At 63.9% G+C, this 17,505-nt stretch carries 17 protein-coding genes; 9 read left to right on the top strand and 8 right to left on the bottom strand.

The window, feature by feature from the left end; genetic code table 11:
- Window positions 1-17 precede the first annotated feature (17 nt).
- Both mltF and R5R73_RS03110 read left to right on the top strand, forming a co-directional pair.
- Entirely contained in the window at window positions 18-1,466 is a 1,449-nt protein-coding gene (mltF, locus tag R5R73_RS03115; RefSeq protein ID WP_110632451.1) for a membrane-bound lytic murein transglycosylase MltF, read from the top strand.
- Between the two features lie 87 nt (window positions 1,467-1,553).
- Window positions 1,554-3,521, top strand: a complete 1,968-nt coding sequence (locus R5R73_RS03110; RefSeq protein ID WP_322528752.1) for a diguanylate cyclase — start codon at window positions 1,554-1,556, stop codon at window positions 3,519-3,521.
- A gap of 76 nt (window positions 3,522-3,597) precedes the next feature.
- Here R5R73_RS03110 and tadA read toward each other — a convergent pair whose 3' ends face one another.
- Entirely contained in the window at window positions 3,598-4,083 is a 486-nt protein-coding gene (gene tadA, locus R5R73_RS03105; protein WP_322529555.1) for a tRNA adenosine(34) deaminase TadA, read from the bottom strand.
- A 115-nt stretch (window positions 4,084-4,198) separates the two neighbouring features.
- On the opposite strand from tadA, the gene R5R73_RS03100 reads away from it, so the two are divergent.
- Window positions 4,199-5,011, top strand: coding sequence for an acyl-CoA thioesterase domain-containing protein (locus tag R5R73_RS03100; RefSeq protein WP_322528751.1), 813 nt, complete (start codon window positions 4,199-4,201; stop codon window positions 5,009-5,011).
- 247 nt (window positions 5,012-5,258) lie between these two features.
- On the opposite strand, the gene R5R73_RS03095 is transcribed toward R5R73_RS03100, so the two are convergent.
- Entirely contained in the window at window positions 5,259-6,329 is a 1,071-nt protein-coding gene (locus tag R5R73_RS03095) for an NAD(P)-dependent alcohol dehydrogenase (RefSeq protein WP_276232768.1), read from the bottom strand.
- Window positions 6,330-6,525: 196 nt separating this feature from the next.
- Here R5R73_RS03095 and R5R73_RS03090 point away from each other — a divergent pair, with 196 nt between their 5' ends.
- Entirely contained in the window at window positions 6,526-7,461 is a 936-nt protein-coding gene (locus R5R73_RS03090) for an AraC family transcriptional regulator (RefSeq protein ID WP_322528750.1), read from the top strand.
- Between the two features lie 28 nt (window positions 7,462-7,489).
- Here R5R73_RS03090 and R5R73_RS03085 read toward each other — a convergent pair whose 3' ends face one another.
- A complete protein-coding gene (locus tag R5R73_RS03085; protein WP_071232738.1) occupies window positions 7,490-8,230 on the bottom strand; it encodes a TSUP family transporter in 741 nt (246 codons plus the stop codon).
- Between the two features lie 212 nt (window positions 8,231-8,442).
- Here R5R73_RS03085 and R5R73_RS03080 point away from each other — a divergent pair, with 212 nt between their 5' ends.
- Window positions 8,443-8,874: a hypothetical protein gene (locus R5R73_RS03080; RefSeq protein WP_322528749.1), complete on the top strand. Its 432-nt coding sequence runs from the start codon at window positions 8,443-8,445 to the stop codon at window positions 8,872-8,874.
- On the opposite strand, the gene R5R73_RS03075 is transcribed toward R5R73_RS03080, so the two are convergent.
- The 5 genes from R5R73_RS03075 to trmB all read right to left on the bottom strand — a co-directional run bounded on the left by R5R73_RS03075 (window position 8,875) and on the right by trmB (window position 12,762).
- The gene (locus tag R5R73_RS03075) at window positions 8,875-9,399 is read right to left on the bottom strand and encodes a GNAT family N-acetyltransferase (RefSeq protein WP_276232770.1); all 525 of its coding nucleotides are present in this window, start codon (window positions 9,397-9,399) and stop codon (window positions 8,875-8,877) included.
- Window positions 9,400-9,483: 84 nt separating this feature from the next.
- The gene (locus R5R73_RS03070; protein ID WP_322528748.1) at window positions 9,484-9,942 is read right to left on the bottom strand and encodes an META domain-containing protein; all 459 of its coding nucleotides are present in this window, start codon (window positions 9,940-9,942) and stop codon (window positions 9,484-9,486) included.
- A 92-nt stretch (window positions 9,943-10,034) separates the two neighbouring features.
- Complete coding sequence (gene dacB, locus R5R73_RS03065) at window positions 10,035-11,444, bottom strand: D-alanyl-D-alanine carboxypeptidase/D-alanyl-D-alanine-endopeptidase (RefSeq protein ID WP_322528747.1); 1,410 nt, start codon at window positions 11,442-11,444, stop codon at window positions 10,035-10,037.
- Between the two features lie 199 nt (window positions 11,445-11,643).
- On the bottom strand, window positions 11,644-11,973 hold the full coding sequence (locus tag R5R73_RS03060) for a DMT family transporter (RefSeq protein WP_071232734.1): 330 nt from the start codon (window positions 11,971-11,973) through the stop codon (window positions 11,644-11,646).
- A gap of 12 nt (window positions 11,974-11,985) precedes the next feature.
- The gene (trmB, locus tag R5R73_RS03055) at window positions 11,986-12,762 is read right to left on the bottom strand and encodes a tRNA (guanine(46)-N(7))-methyltransferase TrmB (RefSeq protein ID WP_322528746.1); all 777 of its coding nucleotides are present in this window, start codon (window positions 12,760-12,762) and stop codon (window positions 11,986-11,988) included.
- Between the two features lie 467 nt (window positions 12,763-13,229).
- On the opposite strand from trmB, the gene R5R73_RS03050 reads away from it, so the two are divergent.
- From R5R73_RS03050 to R5R73_RS03035, 4 genes are all read left to right on the top strand, one after another.
- Entirely contained in the window at window positions 13,230-15,107 is a 1,878-nt protein-coding gene (locus tag R5R73_RS03050) for a beta-ketoacyl synthase (protein ID WP_322529554.1), read from the top strand.
- 89 nt (window positions 15,108-15,196) lie between these two features.
- A complete protein-coding gene (coaD, locus tag R5R73_RS03045) occupies window positions 15,197-15,706 on the top strand; it encodes a pantetheine-phosphate adenylyltransferase (protein ID WP_322528745.1) in 510 nt (169 codons plus the stop codon).
- Window position 15,707: 1 nt separating this feature from the next.
- Window positions 15,708-15,956, top strand: coding sequence for a YfhL family 4Fe-4S dicluster ferredoxin (locus R5R73_RS03040; RefSeq protein ID WP_322528744.1), 249 nt, complete (start codon window positions 15,708-15,710; stop codon window positions 15,954-15,956).
- Between the two features lie 197 nt (window positions 15,957-16,153).
- Complete coding sequence (locus R5R73_RS03035) at window positions 16,154-17,470, top strand: MATE family efflux transporter (protein ID WP_322529553.1); 1,317 nt, start codon at window positions 16,154-16,156, stop codon at window positions 17,468-17,470.
- Window positions 17,471-17,505 lie beyond the last annotated feature (35 nt).

The raw sequence follows: 17,505 nt of genomic DNA, 5'->3' as shown, positions 1-17,505 counted from the left end.
GTTACCGACCCCATTGCATGCCCAAGCTCCTGACACGTCTGCGACTCGCGCTGACAGTGCTGCTGACGCTGGCGACTCTTCTCTGCCCCGCTCAGTTCGCACTGCGCTACAGTGACGGGCTCGATCCGATTCGAAAGCGCGATTTCCTGCAGGTCGCGACTCGCAAGGGTCCCATTACCTTCTATAACGGGGGGCATGGGCCGACCGGATTCGAATACGAACTGATGCGACGTTTCGCACAGTCGCTGGGCGTCAGTCTGGCGGTCGACAGCGATACCCGTATCGACGACGTCCTCGACGACGTGCGCAGCGGCAAGGCGGACATGGGCGCCGCCGCATTGTCTCTGGATCTGAGCCGACCGGGCATTCGCTACAGCAAACCGATTTTGACGCTGCAGCCGCTGGTGGTCTATCGCCGTGGCCTGCCACCGGTGCGCACCCTGGACGACCTCGTGGGGCTGCGTATCGGGGTCATTGCCAACTCCGGCAACGCCGAGGCACTGCACACGCAGCAGCAGAACCTGCCGGGGCTCGGCTGGCGCGAAGCGGACGGGCTGACCATTGCCGATCTGATGGAGATGGTCGAGCGCGACGATCTCGATGCCGCTGTCGTCTATACCCACCAGTTCCAGCTCAACCGCCTGTTCTTCCCCAACGTCGAGCGTGGCTTTCCGTTGGGCAAGCCCCTGAGCCTGGCCTGGGCCTTTGCGGCAAACCAGCCGATCGATCTCCTCAATGCCGCCAACGACTTTCTCCAGGCGCAGCGGCGCAATGGCGGGCTGGACGAGCTCATCGGACGGTATTTCGGCCATGACGACTACCTCGAGTATGTCGGCGCCCGGCTTTTCATCCATCACATCGGCACTCGTCTGCCGCGTTTTCTGCCTTACTTCAAGGAGGCCGCGCGCGAGACCGGTTTCGACTGGCGTCTGCTGGCGGCGCTGGGTTTCCAGGAATCGCACTGGGAAGCCGATGCCGAGTCGCCGACCGGCGTTCGCGGCCTGATGATGTTGACGCGCCCCACCGCCGAGGAGATCGGCATCGATAATCGCCTCGACCCGCGCCAGAGCGTCGACGGTGGCGCGCGATACCTGCTTCAGGTCAAGCAGCGCCTCAGCGAGGACATCCCCGAGCCGGATCGCACCTGGATGGCGCTGGCCGCCTACAACGTCGGGCTCGGGCACCTGTTCGATGCCCAGGATATCGCCCGCCTGCGCGGGGGCGATCCCAACCGCTGGGCCGACGTTCGCGAAGCGCTGCCGTTGCTGCAGGACCGGGAATGGTACTCTCGGGTACACCACGGTTACGCTCGTGGCGGGGAACCGGTAATCTACGTGCGTAACGTGCGCCGCTATTACGAAATATTAAAGTACGTCAATCGCAGCCAGCAGCAGTTCAACCTGTTAGGGGAGCGCGCACTCGAGGGGGATACGCTACCTCTCGAGACCGTCGCTCCCCTGCTGTGACCGGTCGTTCTGCCAGACTGTCACCGAATTGTCGCCGAGTTGTCGCTGGGCTGTCGTCGGCAGCCGCGGTGGAGAACCCTAACGTCTATGTCGATGGTGTTGTCCCGTCTGTCGTTGTATCTGGCACTTCCGGCCTTGCTGCTGGGTCTCTGGCCAGACGGCGAGCCAGACCAGTACTGGATCCTTCTGCTGCTTGGCCTGCTGTGGCTGGGTCAGTTCGCTGCCCTTCGTCAGCGAATCGGGACCAGTCGCTGGCTGCTGATTCCCACCGGCATTCTGACCCTGGCGATCATCGCCAGCTTCCTCATCGCGGAACACTGGGTCAGCGTCGATCTCTGGCAACGCGGGCTCGATTTTCTGCCGGGCCATTGGGAGCTCTTCCACAGCCGCCCACCCATTCTCGCGCTGTGCATGATCTTCGGGCTGATTCTCAATGTGCTGCTGCTGTCGCGACTGGGCCTGGGTTCCCCCATCACGCTGCTGCTAGTGGCCATGTGCGGCGCCTGGCTCGGCTATCGCTGGCTGACTCCACCACCGGAACATGCCTCCAGCCTGAACGGTATCCCGTTGCCGATGCTGGTGGCGCTATGGCTGTTGTGGGCCGCTCAGGGGCTATCGCTCTTTCCGACGCTACGACGCTACTGGCGGCGAATTCTGCTACCGCTCCTGGTCGGTGGCTTGATCGCGCTGCTGGCCATGGTCAGCTGGCAGGAGCAGCGCCAGACGGATGACCTGCGCCTCTACGCCCTCGCCGCCAGCGAGGGCAACAGGATCGCGACTCTGCTGGCCACGGAAACCGACGATCACGTCAAGGCCATGCGACGCTTCGCCAGTTTCTGGAACATGCTGGGACACGTGCCCACGCGCTCGGAATGGGAACAGCAGGCCAAACGCTATCACGACGATTTCGGCTACTTCCGTAACATTGCCTTCATCGACCTCGATGGCACCGTCATCCGCGTCTATCCGCTGCGCGGCAATCAATCCAATCTCGACCTCAATCTCTACAAGTCGTACACGTTGGCCAGGAAAGCACTGGACCGATCGCTGATCTACGGCATCGAGGGGCAGACCGGCATCGTCGACTTCCTTCAGGGCGGGCGCGGCATCATCAATTATCTGCCGGTGCGCAACCTGGTCGATGGCACGCTGCTGGGCGCGGTCAGCATGTCGGTCAGCGTCGACACTCTGCTCAACTCGTTGCTCGCGCAAACCAGCAACAGGAATCAAGCCATCACGCTCAGCGGCAACGGCCAGCTCTATTTCCATTATGGCCCGCTCGGCGACCTGGCCGACTGGCGCTATCAACAGATGGTCGAGATGGGCACCGACCGGCTCATCCTCAGCGTGAGACCTTCCTTGTCCTGGTTACAGGCGATGCGGAGCAGGCTACCGGAAATCACCCTGATCTTCGGCATTCTGCTCGCCTATCTGTTGCATATGGTGCTCTACATCTATCGGCGTCTGGCGCACCAGCATCGTCTGGCCAATCAGGCCAACGCCTCGCTACGCGAAGAGATCAAGGAGCGAGAACGGCTTCAGCAGGAAATCGAATGGATCGCCAGTCACGACGAGTTGACCCAACTGCCCAATCGGCGCGAGTTGATGCATTGGATGGATGCCTGCGAGCATCCCTTGCCACTGGCGGTATTGATCTGCGATCTCGATCACTTCAAGAGCGTCAACGACCATTTCGGGCATCTGGAGGGGGATCGTTACCTCAAGACGATCGCCGAGCGCTGCCGCCTGCCGGTGGAGCGCGCGGGCGGAATGTTCGCCCGCTACGGCGGCGAGGAGTTCGTCGCCTGTCTGCCGAATTGCGACCGCCATATGGCCGGGAAGATCGCCGAATCGATACGCCGAACGGTCGCCCAGAGTGGCCTCGTGCTACCTAACGACGAGCCGGTGACGCTGAGCATCGGGGTCAGCGTCACCGACTCGCTCCCGTTGCAGCGCAACCGGATTTTCCAGACCGCCGACGATTCGCTGTACCGCGCAAAGCAGGAGGGCCGCAATCGCGTCGTGCTTGCCGAGCCGTCCGAATCGACGCTTTAAGCTCTGTCTGAAAACGCAGACATTTTTCAGACACAGCGTAGGGTCGGACAGAAGCTCCCCCTTCGCGCCGGCTCGGTCAGTTCGAAGAGGTCCCCGGTGACGCATCATGCTGGCGACGTTCCCGAAAGAACTGCTGGAGCAACCGCTTCGCCGGGGCGGCAAGCACGCCTCCGTCGATCTCGACGCGGTGATTGAACCAGGGCTGTGCGAAGAGATTGGCGCGGGATTCGACCATGCCGCCCTTGGGTTCGGCGGTGGCGTAGACGACCCGACGAATACGGGCATGGATGATCGCGCCCGTGCACATCAGGCAGGGCTCGAGTGTGACATAGAGCGAGCACTCGTCCAGCCGATAGTTGCCCAATGCCATCGCCGCCGCGCGCAATGCCTGCACTTCGGCATGAGCGGTCGGGTCCTTTCCCTCGACCGGGCAGTTGTAGCCGGCCCCGATCACCGTGCCCGCCGCATCGACCACCACGGCGCCAACCGGCACCTCGCCACTGTCGAACGCCCGTTGCGCCTGCTCCAGCGCACGGTGCATGTAGAATTCGTCGCTACGTATCATGACCGTCCCGTATTGCCCATCCGGCGTCGCGGCGAGTCGTCGGCGAGCAGGATATACTCGTGACGAATCTGGTTCGAAAAGCCTTCATCGACGCGCCATCAAGGATACCCGAATGACACAAGCGCTGAACGACCTTATCCAGCTTCTTGGCCTGGAAGCGCTGGAGGAGAACCTGTTCCGCGGCCAGAGCCAGGATCTGGGACTGCCGCAACTTTTCGGAGGTCAGGCCCTCGGACAATCCGCCGCCGCCGCTACCCGCACGGTCCCCGAAGACCGCTTTTTGCACTCGCTGCACGGCTATTTCCTGCGCCCCGGCGATGCCCAGTTGCCAGTCGTCTATTCCGTCGATCGCGTTCGCGATGGCGGCAGTTTCACCACGCGTCGGGTCACGGCGATTCAGAAAGGCAAGCCGATATTCTTCTGCAGCGCTTCCTTCCAGGGGCGTGAACACGGCCTGCACCACCAGCCTACCGCGCCCGACGTGCCGTCGCCGGAAGCGTTGCTGGCGGAGGGCAAGGCGGTCCATCAGCGCTTTCGCGGTCATCCCGTCGAGTTCATCACGGTGGAAGAATGCCACGACTGCCCGCCCTCGCGGATGATCTGGTTCCGCATGGGCGGCAGCACGATGCCGTCGGATCCTGCCCTGCACCGTTACCTGCTCGCCTACAGCTCTGACTTCAACCTGCTGCTGACCTCGCTGCTGGCGCATGATGTGGAATTCGGCGACCCGCGGCTGCGCATCGCCAGCCTGGACCACGCCTTGTGGATCCATCAGGACCCGAAGATCGACGAGTGGCTGCTGTACGTGATGGAGAGCCCGTGGGCGGGCGGCGCCCGCGGTTTCGCCCGCGGCAGCTTCTACGATCGCGATGGCCATTTGATCGCCTCCACCGCACAGGAAGGACTGGTCAGGGTTCAGTCCTGAGCCGCGAGCCGCGAGCCGCGAGCCGCGAGCCGCGAGCCGCGAGCCGCGAGCCGCGAGCCGCGAGCCGCGAGCCGCGAGCCGCGAGCCGCGAGCCGCGCAATCAGGATGTTGCTCCTGTAACGAAAACCGCCAGTGACATTATCACTGGCGGTTTTCTTAGCTCTTAGCTCTTAGCTCTTAGCTCTTAGCTCTTAGCTCTTAGCTCTTAGCTCTTAGCTCTTAGCTCTTAGCTCTTAGCTCTTAGCTCTTAGCTCTCTTTGATCGACGCCATATCGATCACGAAACGGTATTTCACGTCGCCCTTCTGCATCCGCTCCCAGGCTTCGTTGATCTGATCGATGTTGATCATCTCGACGTCGCAGGTAATGCCATTCTCGGCGCAGAAATCCAGCACTTCCTGGGTTTCCGGCATGCCGCCGATCAGCGAGCCGGCTAGCACGCGGCGACGGAATATCAGATTGGCACCGGAAATTGCCGGATCGAGCGGCTCGAGCAGCCCGACCAGAATGTGGGTGCCGTCCGGCTTCAGCGCGTTGAGATAGGGGTTGATGTCGTGCTGCACCGGCACCGTGTCGAGCATGAAGTCGAAGGTCTCGGTGACTGACTGCATCTCGTCTTCACTGGTGGAGATCACGACATGGTCGGCGCCCTGCTTCTTCGCTTCGGCCTTCTTGGACTCGGAGCGCGTGAACAGCGTCACCTCGGCACCCAGCGCCTTGGCGAGCTTGACCCCCATGTGACCGAGGCCGCCCATGCCGATGACGCCTACCTTGTCGCCCGGCTTGACACCGTAATGCTTCAGCGGCGAATAGGTGGTGATGCCGGCGCACAGGATCGGCGCGGCGGATTTAAGATCGATGCCGTCGGGCATGCGCACCACGAAGCGCTCGCTGACCACGACCTTGTCGGAATAGCCGCCCTGCGTCAGCGTGCCGTCGTGCTTGTCGGGGCTGCCGTAGGTCATCACGAAGCCTTCGGCGCAGTAGTTCTCGAGGCCGGCGTTGCACGCCTTGCACTCGCGGCACGAGTCGACCATGCAGCCGACGCCGACCAGATCGCCGACCTGGTACTGGCTGACTTCGTCACCCACGGCGGTAACGCGGCCCACGATCTCGTGGCCCGGCACGACCGGATAGGAGGACATGCCCCAGTCGTCTTGGGCGAAGTGGAGATCGCTGTGGCAGACGCCGCAGTAGAGGATCTCGATCGAGACATCGTCCGGACGCGGCGCACGCCGCTCGAAGTTCCAGGGCGCCAACGGCGTGGTGGCGGAATGCGCGGCATAACCCTTGGCAGGTGTGGCAGTAGCTTGTGCCATGTTTCTGACTCCCCATAACGATGGGTGAATGGACGGGATCGTGGGCACAGTGTGGTCTACAACGTCCTCGGCAGCCATGCCGTTTCCTGCGCAACATCTGCTCGATCCTCCGGATCTCGCAAGGCCATTACCCCTATCGAGCCGTGCTCATGCACAATACGCTGACCTTGTTCATCTTCCTCAGCGCGAGGTCGCCATGCTCGATCTTCTCCCTGCCTCCTCTCTTCAGGATCGTGCGTCCCGGGATCCCGCTTTCGGCTCCTTGAACGCCCGCGACGCCTGGGCGTCCCAGCTGGCCCGAACGCTGGCGCCGCTGGCCAGCACCGACGGCTTCTCCGACACAGCCATCGATGGCGTCAAACTGATCGCCTCGGAATGCAGTCACTCGCGCACGCCGCTGATCTACGAGCCGGGGCTGTTCATCATCGCGCAGGGAGACAAGGTCGGCTACCTGGGGGAACGGGTGATTCACTATGGCCCCGGCAACTATCTGGTACAGGCGATGCCGTTGCCGTTCGAATGCGAGACGATCGCCCGCCCGGATGCCCCGTTACTGGGCCTCTCCATCGGCGTGGATCCGCTGATGCTGAGCGAACTGGTGCATCATCTGCCCGCGCCGCCCCCTCTCGACCGCGGCTCTCCCGAGCCCATGGCGGCCGTGGCCCTCGATGCACCGATGGCGGAAGCGGTACAACGCCTGGCGTCGTGCCTGCAGGATGAACACACCAGCCGCGCGCTGGGCGCAGGCCGAGTACGGGAAGTGCTGTTCGCCGCGCTCAACGGCCCGCAGGGCCAGTCGCTTCGTCAACTGGTGCAGCAGCAGGGGCACTACGCCCGCATCGCCGAATCGCTGAACTACCTCCACCGCCACTTCGCCCTGCCGTTGACGGTGGAAGCGCTTGCCGAGCGCGCCAACATGAGCGCCTCGCACTTTCACCACCACTTCAAGCGCGTGACTCAGCTCTCGCCGGTGCAGTATCTCAAGCGCCTGCGACTGCTTCGGGCTCGAATGCTGCTCGGCCAGCAGCGCGTCAACGTCGCGCGCGCCGCCGCCGATGTCGGCTATCGCAGCACGTCGCAGTTTAGTCGTGAGTACAAGCGCTATTTCGGCGTCAGCCCATCCCAAGGCTGAACGGGTGGGAGCTCGGCCCGTGAGCTTGCTAGGCCAGAAGCCCCATCAAACCGCGAATCAGGTAATAAGCGCCCACCACGGTGACGATCCAGCGCGTCCAGTAGCGGAAGCCGGCATCCGTTAGCCGCGACAGGATCAGATTGCCAGTGCGCGTTCCCAGGAACGCAAAGGGAATCGCCAGTGCCACCCAGCCCCACTCGCCGCTGTCCATCGCCACCGCCGCCTGCCAGTAATAGAGAATCTTGAGGGTGTGGGCGATGACCTGAATGGTCGCCTTGGTCGCCACCACGGTGCGCCGGTCGAGCTGGGTGCGGATGAATCCGATGTCGATGGTCGGGCCGGAAACCCCGACGGCGATAGTCAGGCCGCCGGAAACGATGCCACACATGACCGCATGCCCGGGCCGTGAGACATCGAAGTGGAACCAGCGCTTGGGAATCCACACCATGACCGGCATCAGCCCCAGCACGATCAGCACCACCGTCTCGCTGGGCGAATAGCGCACCAGCATCAGCAAGGCCGCCGAGATCAGGACGCCACAGGCGATCATGCCGACGATGCGCCAGGCGATGAATCGGCGCGACAGCCAGGCCCGCGACGCGTTGGCGGTGAGCTGGATCACCCCGTGTACCGCGATCGCCGTTGCCGCCGGCAGCCAGGCAAGCAAGAAGCCTAGCAGGATCAATCCGCCAGCCATGCCGAACACGCCGGACAACACCGAGGTCGAGAACACTACGGCCAGAAAAAGCAACGCAACGGGTATCGCCATGCGGGGTCTACACTCCAATGACGGGCCACGACAGCCCATGAAAAATGCCACGAGATTCACGAGCGTGAGCCCGCCATCCTGAAAGCCATGATTGCCGCTCTATCAATCGGCAACCACTAACCAGCAACGACCAACCAGCAACGACCAACCAGCAACGACCAACCAGCAACGACCAACCAGCAACGACCAACCAGCAACAAGGAATGTTCCCAATGCGCCGTTCTAACTTGCACCCCATTCCTGTTTCTCTTGCCGCAGCCCTGCTCACGCTGGCCGATTCCGCCCACGCCTCCAGCGATGCGGCGTGGGCAGAACACGACCGCGCCGTCGTCGAGCAGTGCCAGAACGCCAGTCAGTTCCCGGATGCCGCGCCGGCCGGCGACCCCGTACCGTTCGATGACGAAGCCGGCATGACGGCACTGCTGATCCAGGGGCACTATTCACAGGATCATATGAACGGAGAGGCCGGCCGCGAGCTCTGCCTGTTCCTGCGCAGCAGCCAGGAAGTCTACATGGCAGACGCCGACAAGCTGGCGATCGGCTCCGATGCCCTGCCCAGCACACCGACCGATGCAATCAACGAGGGTGCCGAGACCCAGGAGGCTGAGCATGCGCCATCGGCCCCGACCGGTGACGATCCCTGATCACCCCGAGACAGGATTCGCCGGCGTCGCCAACACCCGTTGATAGAACGCCAGGTCGAGCCAGCGATCGAACTTGTAGGCCGCCTGGCGCACGGTCCCCGCGTGGACGAAGCCCAGCTGTTCGTGCAGCGCGATACTCGGCGTGTTGGACGCGTCGATACCGCCGATCAGGGTGTGGTACTGCTGCGCCTCGGCGCGTTCGATCAGCGTTGTCATCAATTGCCGGGCCACGCCGCGTTGACGAAAGTGGCGATCCACGTAGACGGAATGCTCGACGCTGTAGCGGTAGGCGGCATGAGGGCGAAACGGGCCATAGCTGGCAAAGCCCATCAGCCGCCCACTCTCGTCGTCGAGCATGCCGATCACCGGAAAATTGCCATCGCGCTTGGCCTGGAACCAGTTCTCGACGAACGCCGCGGTGCGTGGCTGGTATTCGTAGAGTGCCGTGGTGTTGAGAATGGCATCGTTGAAAATCGCCAGCACGGCTTCACCGTGCGGGCCGAACTCGCAGTCGATCAGGGTCAAGGTTCGGTTCTCATGATCAGGTCAGGTATCGTCAGCTCGGAAGTCGTCAGGCCGAGAGCCTGGCGCATAGTCCAGGCGCGCAGTCTAATACAGCGCGTTGGCCTTGAGCTCGGCCAGCGCTCGATCGTCAGCGTCCTGCAGCACCAGTGACTGGCCCACGAGCGCATAGTGCGCCGTCTCGGAGAGCGCCGCCAGCCACGCCTGTTCGAGTGTCGCCATGTCACCCGGGCATGCCATCCGGGTCGAAGCGAGCCGGGAGAAGGTCAGCGTGTCCCCTTCAAGCCGATAGCTGCCCATCAGCCGGTTGCAGCCGGTCGAACCGGAAACGCGCCCGTCTTCACCGAGAACCAGGTGCGCTTCACGCTGGTTGTCCGCCACGGTCACCGGCTTGCCGCCGAGCAGCATCAACTTCCAGTAGGTGCCGACCAGGTCCTCGCTGGCGGTTTGCGTGGTGACGTCAGGATTCGTGACACAGCCGGAAACGGCCATGACGGCAACGACAGCCACCGAGACGGCGATCAAGTGTTTAAGGCGTGATAGCACGATGAGGTCCTCTTCAAAAGAACGCACGGAAAGCGCGTTTCGATCATGCCGGGGCGACCGGAAACAGGCCGGTCGCCGCGTCGGGTTGCAGGCTAGTGGCGTTCGATCATCGCGGTCAGGTCGTCAGAGACCATCGGCAGCGTCTCCCGCCAGGAAAGATAAGGCGTCGACCCGGTGCCGTTGACCAGCACCGCGAAGCTGCCCCAGCGTCCGCTCTCGGTACGAAAATAGCCGGCAATGGCACGTACCGTCACCGGCTCGTTGAGCGTGCCCGTCTTGATCATCACGTGATCCTGAAACGTCTGGCTGCCGCGACGGATGAAGTGCATCGGCCCGTTGGTGGGGACCTGCATGCCGGCCACGAAGGTGGGGAACAGCGATGCGCGTCCATACATCGCGCCGAGCAGCGCGTTGACGCTCTGCGCCGAGACGCGATTTTCCGGCGTCAGACCGCTGCCGCTACGCAGGGTCACCGCGCTGTGCCCCGGCAGGCCAGCGGCGAAACGCTCCAGCTCGCGGCCGGCATCCGACAGGTTCTGCTGCGTGCCGGAGGTCAGGTCCAGCGCCAGCGTGTCGGCCATGAAATTGTTCGAATAATTGAGCGTGCGCAGCAGCAGCTCCTGCAGCGGCTTGCCCTCGACGGCGGCCAGCGGCTGCGCGGTGGACGGCGGCGCCTGGCGACTGACGGCGTAGCCGCCGCTGACCGTAATGCCGGACTGGCGCAGCAGCGACAGCAGCGTCTGGCCGGTCTGGTCGGCAGGATCGGAGCTGGCCTTGTAGACCGGGCGCGGATAGCTGCCGGCCGGTATCTGCCCGCTGACCCGCAGCGTATCGCCCTGGCTGTCGGTGATCCGCCTGGCGTAGAGCTTGGCCGAGCCGCCAGCGGCAACGGTGGCGACGTCGTTCTCGATGCGAATGGTCGGCGCCACCGTATCGCAGCTGGTGACCCGCGCCGGCTGCCCGACGATCCCCGGCATCACCGTGGCGCACCAGCTGCCGTAGTTGATCGCGGCAGAAGAGAGCAGCGCCGCGTAGGCATTGGTGCCTTCCGTCTGCGTCTCGCAGCGATCGGTGGTAATGCAGGTCACCGGGCCGAAGCGCCACTGGCTGACCACCAGTTGGCCATCGACGCTGGAGACGCCGAGCTCCCGCAATTTCTGTATCAAGCGCCAGAGTTCTTCGGAGGTCAGCGCCGGGTCTCCGCCGCCTTCCAGCACCAGATCGCCGTGCAGTACGCCGTTGCCATCGAGCGTGCCGGTGGAGACGAAACGCGTGGTGAAGCGATGCTGCGGCCCCCAGCGATCCAGCGAAGCGGCCGCGGTGTAAAGCTTGGTGACCGAAGCCGGTGACAATGACTGCGCCGGATTGATGGCGCCGAGAACCTCGCCGCTATCGAGCAGGCGCGCCTGGGCGCTGACCACGAAACCTTTATCCGCAAGTCGGGCGACATGCTCGAACCCGGCCGCCTGCGCGGCGATGGTGAAGACGGAAAGGGATAACACACCGAGAAACAGAGAACTTCGACCTAGCCATCGCCGCATAATGAGATGCTCGCTCCAAAGAAAAATGAGGGCCAATCTCATCCAGAGCGTACCAATTAACTCACTGAGAATGCGATGCCCCATGTCATGTTCCAGTGGCGAAAGACGCGATCGTGATAAAAGCGCCAGTGGCAGGAAAGACGCCAGAGTGACGAGAGCCTCAGTGCGACGATAGACGCGAGAACACCTGGATGATGGCGACGCCGGCAATGATCAGCCCCATGCCAAGATAAGCGGGCAGGTCCGGCTTTTCGCCGTAGAACACGATGCCGATCACCGTCACCAGCACGATGCCGAGCCCCGCCCAGATCGCGTAGGTAATACCGACCGGCAATGACTTGAGCACCAGCGACAGCGCATAGAACGAAAAGCCGTAGCCGACCACCACGATCACGCTCGGCAGCAGCCGTGAAAAGCCGGCGGAAGCTTTCAGCGAACTGGTCGCCACGACTTCGGCGACGATCGCCAGCGCTAGCAGCAGATAGCTCATCGGGCTTGATTCCTATTCGGTTGAGGGAGACTCGGTTGAGGGCGACTCGGTGAAAGTCGATTCGGTTGAGTCCGATTCAGCCGAGGCAGTTGCGTCGAACCCCGTCGTCGACAGATCGACTCGGTAGCGCCATAGCGTCTGGCCGCTCTCGACGTATTTTTGTTCGAACGGCGTCAGGAAAGTCTGTTCGAACGGCGTCATCAACGCTCCACCCGGTGCGTAGGAGTCGATCTCGCCTTCGAGACCACGGAGCGTCTTCACGCCCAGCGCGAACTCCTGAACGTAGATCGCCCAGTTGGAGCGCAACTCGAGCATGCCCCCAAGGGCGAGTATCGCCGGAAAGACCGGATGCCCCTGCCAGCGCTTCTTGAGCTGCGTGCTCTTGGGGTAAGGATTGGGATAGAGCAGGAAGTGCCGCGCCGGCCGCCACTCGGCTGCCACCGCCAGGCGCCAGAAATCGACCAGATCGGCGCGCACCAGCAGCGCGTTGTCCGGCAGGGCGCCATGATCGCGTGACAGCCGCTGCTCGCTGCGATCCACCCCCAGCACGGCGTGGTCGGGATGGCGCTCCGCCAGCCGGCGCGTGGAGAGGCCTACGCCGCAACCGGCATCGAGAATCAGCGGCCGATGTTGATCCGCCAGCCACTGTGCCGCCCCCTCGAAGGCGATCCGCGTGTGCTCGGCGGGCGGACGTTGCCAGGCGCTGTCCCGGGCACGCTGAACGCGGCGCACCAGATCCTGGTGCGGCCCCTGCTGACTGGAAGTGATGGCGCGCGAAGACGCTTGCATGGCAATTACCGTTGAAGGATGAGGCCCGTTAAAGGTTGTGTCCCGTTGAAAGGAGAGTACCGTTTAAGGCTGACGACAGAGCGCGCATTCTAGCAGCCACGACGTCGGCATTCCTGCCGCCGTGGCGCCGGCTCCCGCGACGCGTTCGTGGACGAGCCACCCACGCGGCATGACGGCGCGCGCGCGCAGGTGTATCATCCCAGCCCACATTCAGCCAATCCTGGCAATACGGCCTTCGATGGCATGCGCGATGACTGTCCCCCGCTCGTTCCGGGGCCATTTTTCACCGACTCAGGGCTCTCCTCCACCGGCTCGGGGCTACCCTTCGCCGATTCGAGGTCGACAGCGCAAGCCTTTGCCGGGGATGCCCTTTCATCGCAGTTTCGTCATCCCCATGTCATCGTTCACCGATTGCCCCCAATGTTCACGAGGGACGTGGCTTGTCACATTTACCGGTAATCGTCGGTATGGGCGGCGTCAACGCCGCGGGTAGAACGTCCGGGCACCAGGCCTACCGCCGCACGATTCTCGACGTTCTGCCAACGGCCGAACAGACTCGTACGCTTGTCGCACTGGCAACCCTGATGCAACTGGTCACCTCCCGGGAGGACGGCCAGTGGCAAAGCGCCGACGGCGAGATTCTGAGCGAACAGGCGGTCGTCAACCGCTATCGCGAGTACATTCTCAAGCACACGCTGATCCGTCGCATCGAGGATGACGCCTTCGGGGAGGCCGGCATTCCCGGCAACCGTGAAGTGCGGATGACGCTCGATAGCCCCTTGCGCTTCACCGCGTCGCGACGCCAGTTGCCGCAGCCGCTGCCCGCGGGCTGGCAAGTGCGCGAGCTCGACAAGCAGACGGTCGAGGTCAGCGTTCCCGCCGGGACGCTGGATGCGCTGCTGCCCGAACGGCGCCAGGCGCTGGTGCGCGCTGCCGGCCGCCTGCCGGAAGGCTTCGCGCCCGACAGCTTCTATCGCAGCGTGCATCATCCGCGCGGGCTGTCGATGGCGATCTTCGGTGTCAGCGACTGCCTCGGCCAGAGCGGGCTCGACTGGGAGTCGCTGCGCGACCGGGTGGACCCGGACGCCATCGCCGTCTATGCCGGCAACTCGATCGGCCAGCTGGACGACGCCGGCTGGGGCGGCATGCTCAAGAGCTTCGTCACCGGCAGCCGCACCACCTCCAAGCAGATGCCACTGGGCTACGGCCAGATGCCGGCGGACTTCCTCAACGCCTACGTGCTGGGGAGCGTCGGGGGAACCGGCGCGGTTCAAGGCGCCTGTGCCACGTTCCTCTACAACCTGCGCCTGGGTATCGACGATATCCGTCACGGCCGCCGCCGCATCGTCATGGTCGGCACCAGCGATGCGCCGGTGACGCCGGAAATCATCGAAGGATTCCGCGCCATGAGTGCGCTGGCCGATGACCAGAGCCTGATGGCGCTCGACGCCCTCGAGCTGCTGACCGACGAGGACTACCAGCGCGCCTGCCGTCCGTTCGCCCGCAACTGCGGCTTCACCATCGCCGAAGCCTCGCAGTTCGTGCTGCTGATGGACGACTCGCTGGTACTCGAGACCGGCGCCCAGATCCTGGGTTCCGTGCCCGAGGTGAACGTCAACGCGGATGGCTGGAAGCGCTCGATCTCGGCGCCCGGCATCGGCAACTATCTCACCCTGGGCAAATCCGTCTCGCTGGCTACCTCGATCCTCGGCGAACGGAGCGTGCGCCAGCGCAGCTATCTGCATGCCCACGGCACCAGCACGCCGAAGAACCGCACCACCGAGTCGCATATCTTCGATCAGGTGGCGCGTGCCAACGGCATCGAGAACTGGCCGGTCGCCGCGATCAAGGCGTTCATCGGCCACTCCCAGGGCAGCGCCGCCGGGGATCAGATCGCCAGTGCCTTGGGCACCTTCGCCCACGGCTGGGTGCCGGGCATCCCGACGCTCGACGCGGTCGCCGACGATGTCCACGCCGAGCGGCTGCGCTTCTTCCAGGCGCCGATCGAGCTCGAGACCGACTGCAGCTTCATCAACGCCAAGGGCTTCGGCGGCAACAACGCCACCGGCCTTTTGCTGTCGCCGCAGGTCACCGAACGCCTGCTGGCCCAGCGCCACGGCCAGCGCGCGCTCGACGACTGGCGGCATCGTCGCGAGCAGACCCTCGCCGCCGCCGCGCAGCACGAAGCCACCGCCGATGCCGGGCGATTCGATGTCATCTATCGCTTCGGCGAGGGCGTGCTGGAAGGGCCGGAGCTGGAAGTCGGTCGCGACTCGATCCGCATCCCCGGCTATGCCAACCCGGTGTCACTGAAGGTCGACAATCCTTTCGGTACACTGGATTGAGTTTGAACGTCTCGGGTCCGGGTACGGCAGCGCGTGCGAGCCTCGCACCGTCCGCCGGCCCCGTTCCCGGCCATCGCGGAGCCTTCTGAATGCAGAATACCGTCGTCTATCCCGGCACGTTCGATCCGATCACCAACGGTCATCGCGATCTGATCCATCGGGCTGCGCGGATCTTCGACAAGGTCGTGATCGCGGTCGCGGAGAGCCCGCGCAAGCAGCCGACGCTCTCGCTCGAGGAGCGCGAGGCGCTGGCGCGGGAAGTGGTCGCCGAATGGCCCAACGTCGAGGTGATCGGCTTCAATGGTCTGCTCACCGAACTGCTGGCACAGCAGCAGGCACGCATCATCCTGCGCGGGCTGCGGGCGGTATCGGATTTCGAATACGAAATGCAGCTGGCCAACATGAACCGCGCTCAGGCGCCGGACGTCGAGACACTGTTTCTGACGCCCGAGATCAAGAACTCCTATATTTCCTCGACCCTCGTGCGCGAGATCGCGCGCCTCGGCGGGGACGTTTCCCAACATGTATCGCCGTGCGTGGCCGAAGCCCTGCAGCGGCGATTCGCGGCAGACGGCGGTCACCCGTCGCGAGGACGTTGATATGGCCCTGATGATTACCGATGAATGCATCAACTGCGATGTCTGCGAGCCGGAATGCCCCAACGATGCGATCTCGCCCGGCGAGGAGATCTACGTCATCGATCCGAACCGCTGCACCGAGTGTGTCGGTCACTTCGACGAGCCCCAGTGCCAGCAGGTCTGTCCGGTGGACTGCATTCCGCTCGACCCCGAGCGTGAAGAGAGCAAGGACGAACTGATGGAGAAATACCGGATCATCACCGCGGCCTGACAGCCGCGCGCCTGCCACGACACCGAATCGCCGCCGCTTCCGGCGGCGCTTTCGTTTGTGTCACCCGGCTCGACGGCACCGTGCCGCTGAAGGCCAAGGCCCGAACACGACCAACGGAGACGAGACACCCAGTGGGCCGCACCGACACTTCCCCGAGCAAGCCGGATCACGACGCCAGACGTTATACCACCCGCCATATTTGGAAACTGGCGTGGCCGATCATCCTCTCCAACATCACCGTACCGCTGCTCGGCCTGGTGGATACGGCTGTGGTCGGCCATCTGCCGGATTCACGCTATCTCGCCGCGGTGACGCTGGGCGCGACGCTGTTCAGCTTTCTCTACTGGGGTTTCGGCTTTCTGCGCATGGGCACCACCGGCCTGACCTCTCAGGCCGTCGGGCGCGAGGACGACAGCGGCGTAAGGCTACTGCTGGCCCAGTCGCTGGTGATGGCGGTCGCGATCGGGCTGGCCTTGATCGTACTGTCGAAACCGCTGATCAATTTCGGCCTGTGGCTGCTCGACGGCAGCGAAGCGGCGATGTCGCTGGCCGCCAGCTACGCCCATATCCGGATCTTCTCGGCACCGGCGGTGCTGGCCAACTACGCCATCCTTGGCTGGTTCATCGGCCAGCAGAAGACTCGTATCACCCTGGCGATCCTGCTGCTCACCAACGGCGTCAACATCGTGCTCGACCTGCTGTTCGTGGTCGGCTTCGGGCTGGCCAGCGACGGCGTGGCCTGGGCCTCGTTGATTGCCGACTACAGCGCGCTGGCCTTCGGCCTGTGGCGGGTCGCCGTCCACTGCCGCCAGTTGGGCGGATCGCTGTCGCGTCACGCGCTATGGGTGTGGCAGCACTACTCGGCGTTGATCCGCGTCAATCAGCATCTGTTCGTGCGCACGCTGGGACTGCTGTTCGCCCAGGCGTTCTTCACCGCTCAGGGTGCCGATTTCGGCGACACCGTGCTCGCCGCCAACGCCGTGCTGCTGCAGTTCATCATGCTCACCTCCTTCGCGCTGGACGGTTTCGCCAACGCGGCCGAAGCGTTGACCGGGCGTTCCGTGGGCCGGCGGGACTGGGACGACTTCGGCGACGCCGTGCGGGCCGCCGGCAAGCTGTCGCTGCTGGTGGCGGGGGCATCGATGCTGCTGTTCGCGATTGCCGGCGATGGCCTGATATCGCTGCTGACCGATCTGCCGGCAGTGCGCGCCACGGCCGCCGACTATCTGCCCTGGATGATCGCCATGCCGGCACTGGCGGTGTGGAGCTACCTACTCGACGGCGTCTTCATCGGCGCCACCGAAAGCCGCGCCATGCGCGACACCATCTGGCTGGCGATCGCCTTCTACCTGCCGGTGTGGTGGCTGACACAAGGCTACGGCAACCACGGCCTGTGGTTCTCGTTTCTGTTGTTCACCCTGGTACGCTCGGCCTCGCTGGGTGCCTGCTATCTCCGCTACCGCCGGACTCGCTGGTCCTACGGCGCTGAAATCGCCCCGGAATCAAGACGCTAGACCAAGGTTGACTGATGACGGATCGAAGGATGCGT

The organism is Salinicola sp. LHM, assembly GCF_034479735.1.
Lineage (GTDB): Bacteria > Pseudomonadota > Gammaproteobacteria > Pseudomonadales > Halomonadaceae > Salinicola > Salinicola salarius.
This window is presented reverse-complemented; position numbering and strand designations above follow the sequence as displayed.

Excerpts from the sequence above, each read along its gene's own strand:
- R5R73_RS03095 (WP_276232768.1), bottom strand. The coding sequence starts at position 6,329 with ATGGCACAAGCTACTGCCACACCTGCCAAGGGTTATGCCGCGCATTCC.
- R5R73_RS03110 (WP_322528752.1), top strand. The coding sequence starts at position 1,554 with ATGTCGATGGTGTTGTCCCGTCTGTCGTTGTATCTGGCACTTCCGGCC.
- R5R73_RS03050 (WP_322529554.1), top strand. The coding sequence starts at position 13,230 with ATGGGCGGCGTCAACGCCGCGGGTAGAACGTCCGGGCACCAGGCCTAC.
- R5R73_RS03080 (WP_322528749.1), top strand. The coding sequence starts at position 8,443 with ATGCGCCGTTCTAACTTGCACCCCATTCCTGTTTCTCTTGCCGCAGCC.
- R5R73_RS03090 (WP_322528750.1), top strand. The coding sequence starts at position 6,526 with ATGCTCGATCTTCTCCCTGCCTCCTCTCTTCAGGATCGTGCGTCCCGG.
- R5R73_RS03040 (WP_322528744.1), top strand. The coding sequence starts at position 15,708 with ATGGCCCTGATGATTACCGATGAATGCATCAACTGCGATGTCTGCGAG.
- R5R73_RS03085 (WP_071232738.1), bottom strand. The coding sequence starts at position 8,230 with ATGGCGATACCCGTTGCGTTGCTTTTTCTGGCCGTAGTGTTCTCGACC.
- coaD (WP_322528745.1), top strand. The coding sequence starts at position 15,197 with ATGCAGAATACCGTCGTCTATCCCGGCACGTTCGATCCGATCACCAAC.
- R5R73_RS03100 (WP_322528751.1), top strand. The coding sequence starts at position 4,199 with ATGACACAAGCGCTGAACGACCTTATCCAGCTTCTTGGCCTGGAAGCG.
- trmB (WP_322528746.1), bottom strand. The coding sequence starts at position 12,762 with ATGCAAGCGTCTTCGCGCGCCATCACTTCCAGTCAGCAGGGGCCGCAC.
- mltF (WP_110632451.1), top strand. The coding sequence starts at position 18 with ATGCCCAAGCTCCTGACACGTCTGCGACTCGCGCTGACAGTGCTGCTG.
- R5R73_RS03060 (WP_071232734.1), bottom strand. The coding sequence starts at position 11,973 with ATGAGCTATCTGCTGCTAGCGCTGGCGATCGTCGCCGAAGTCGTGGCG.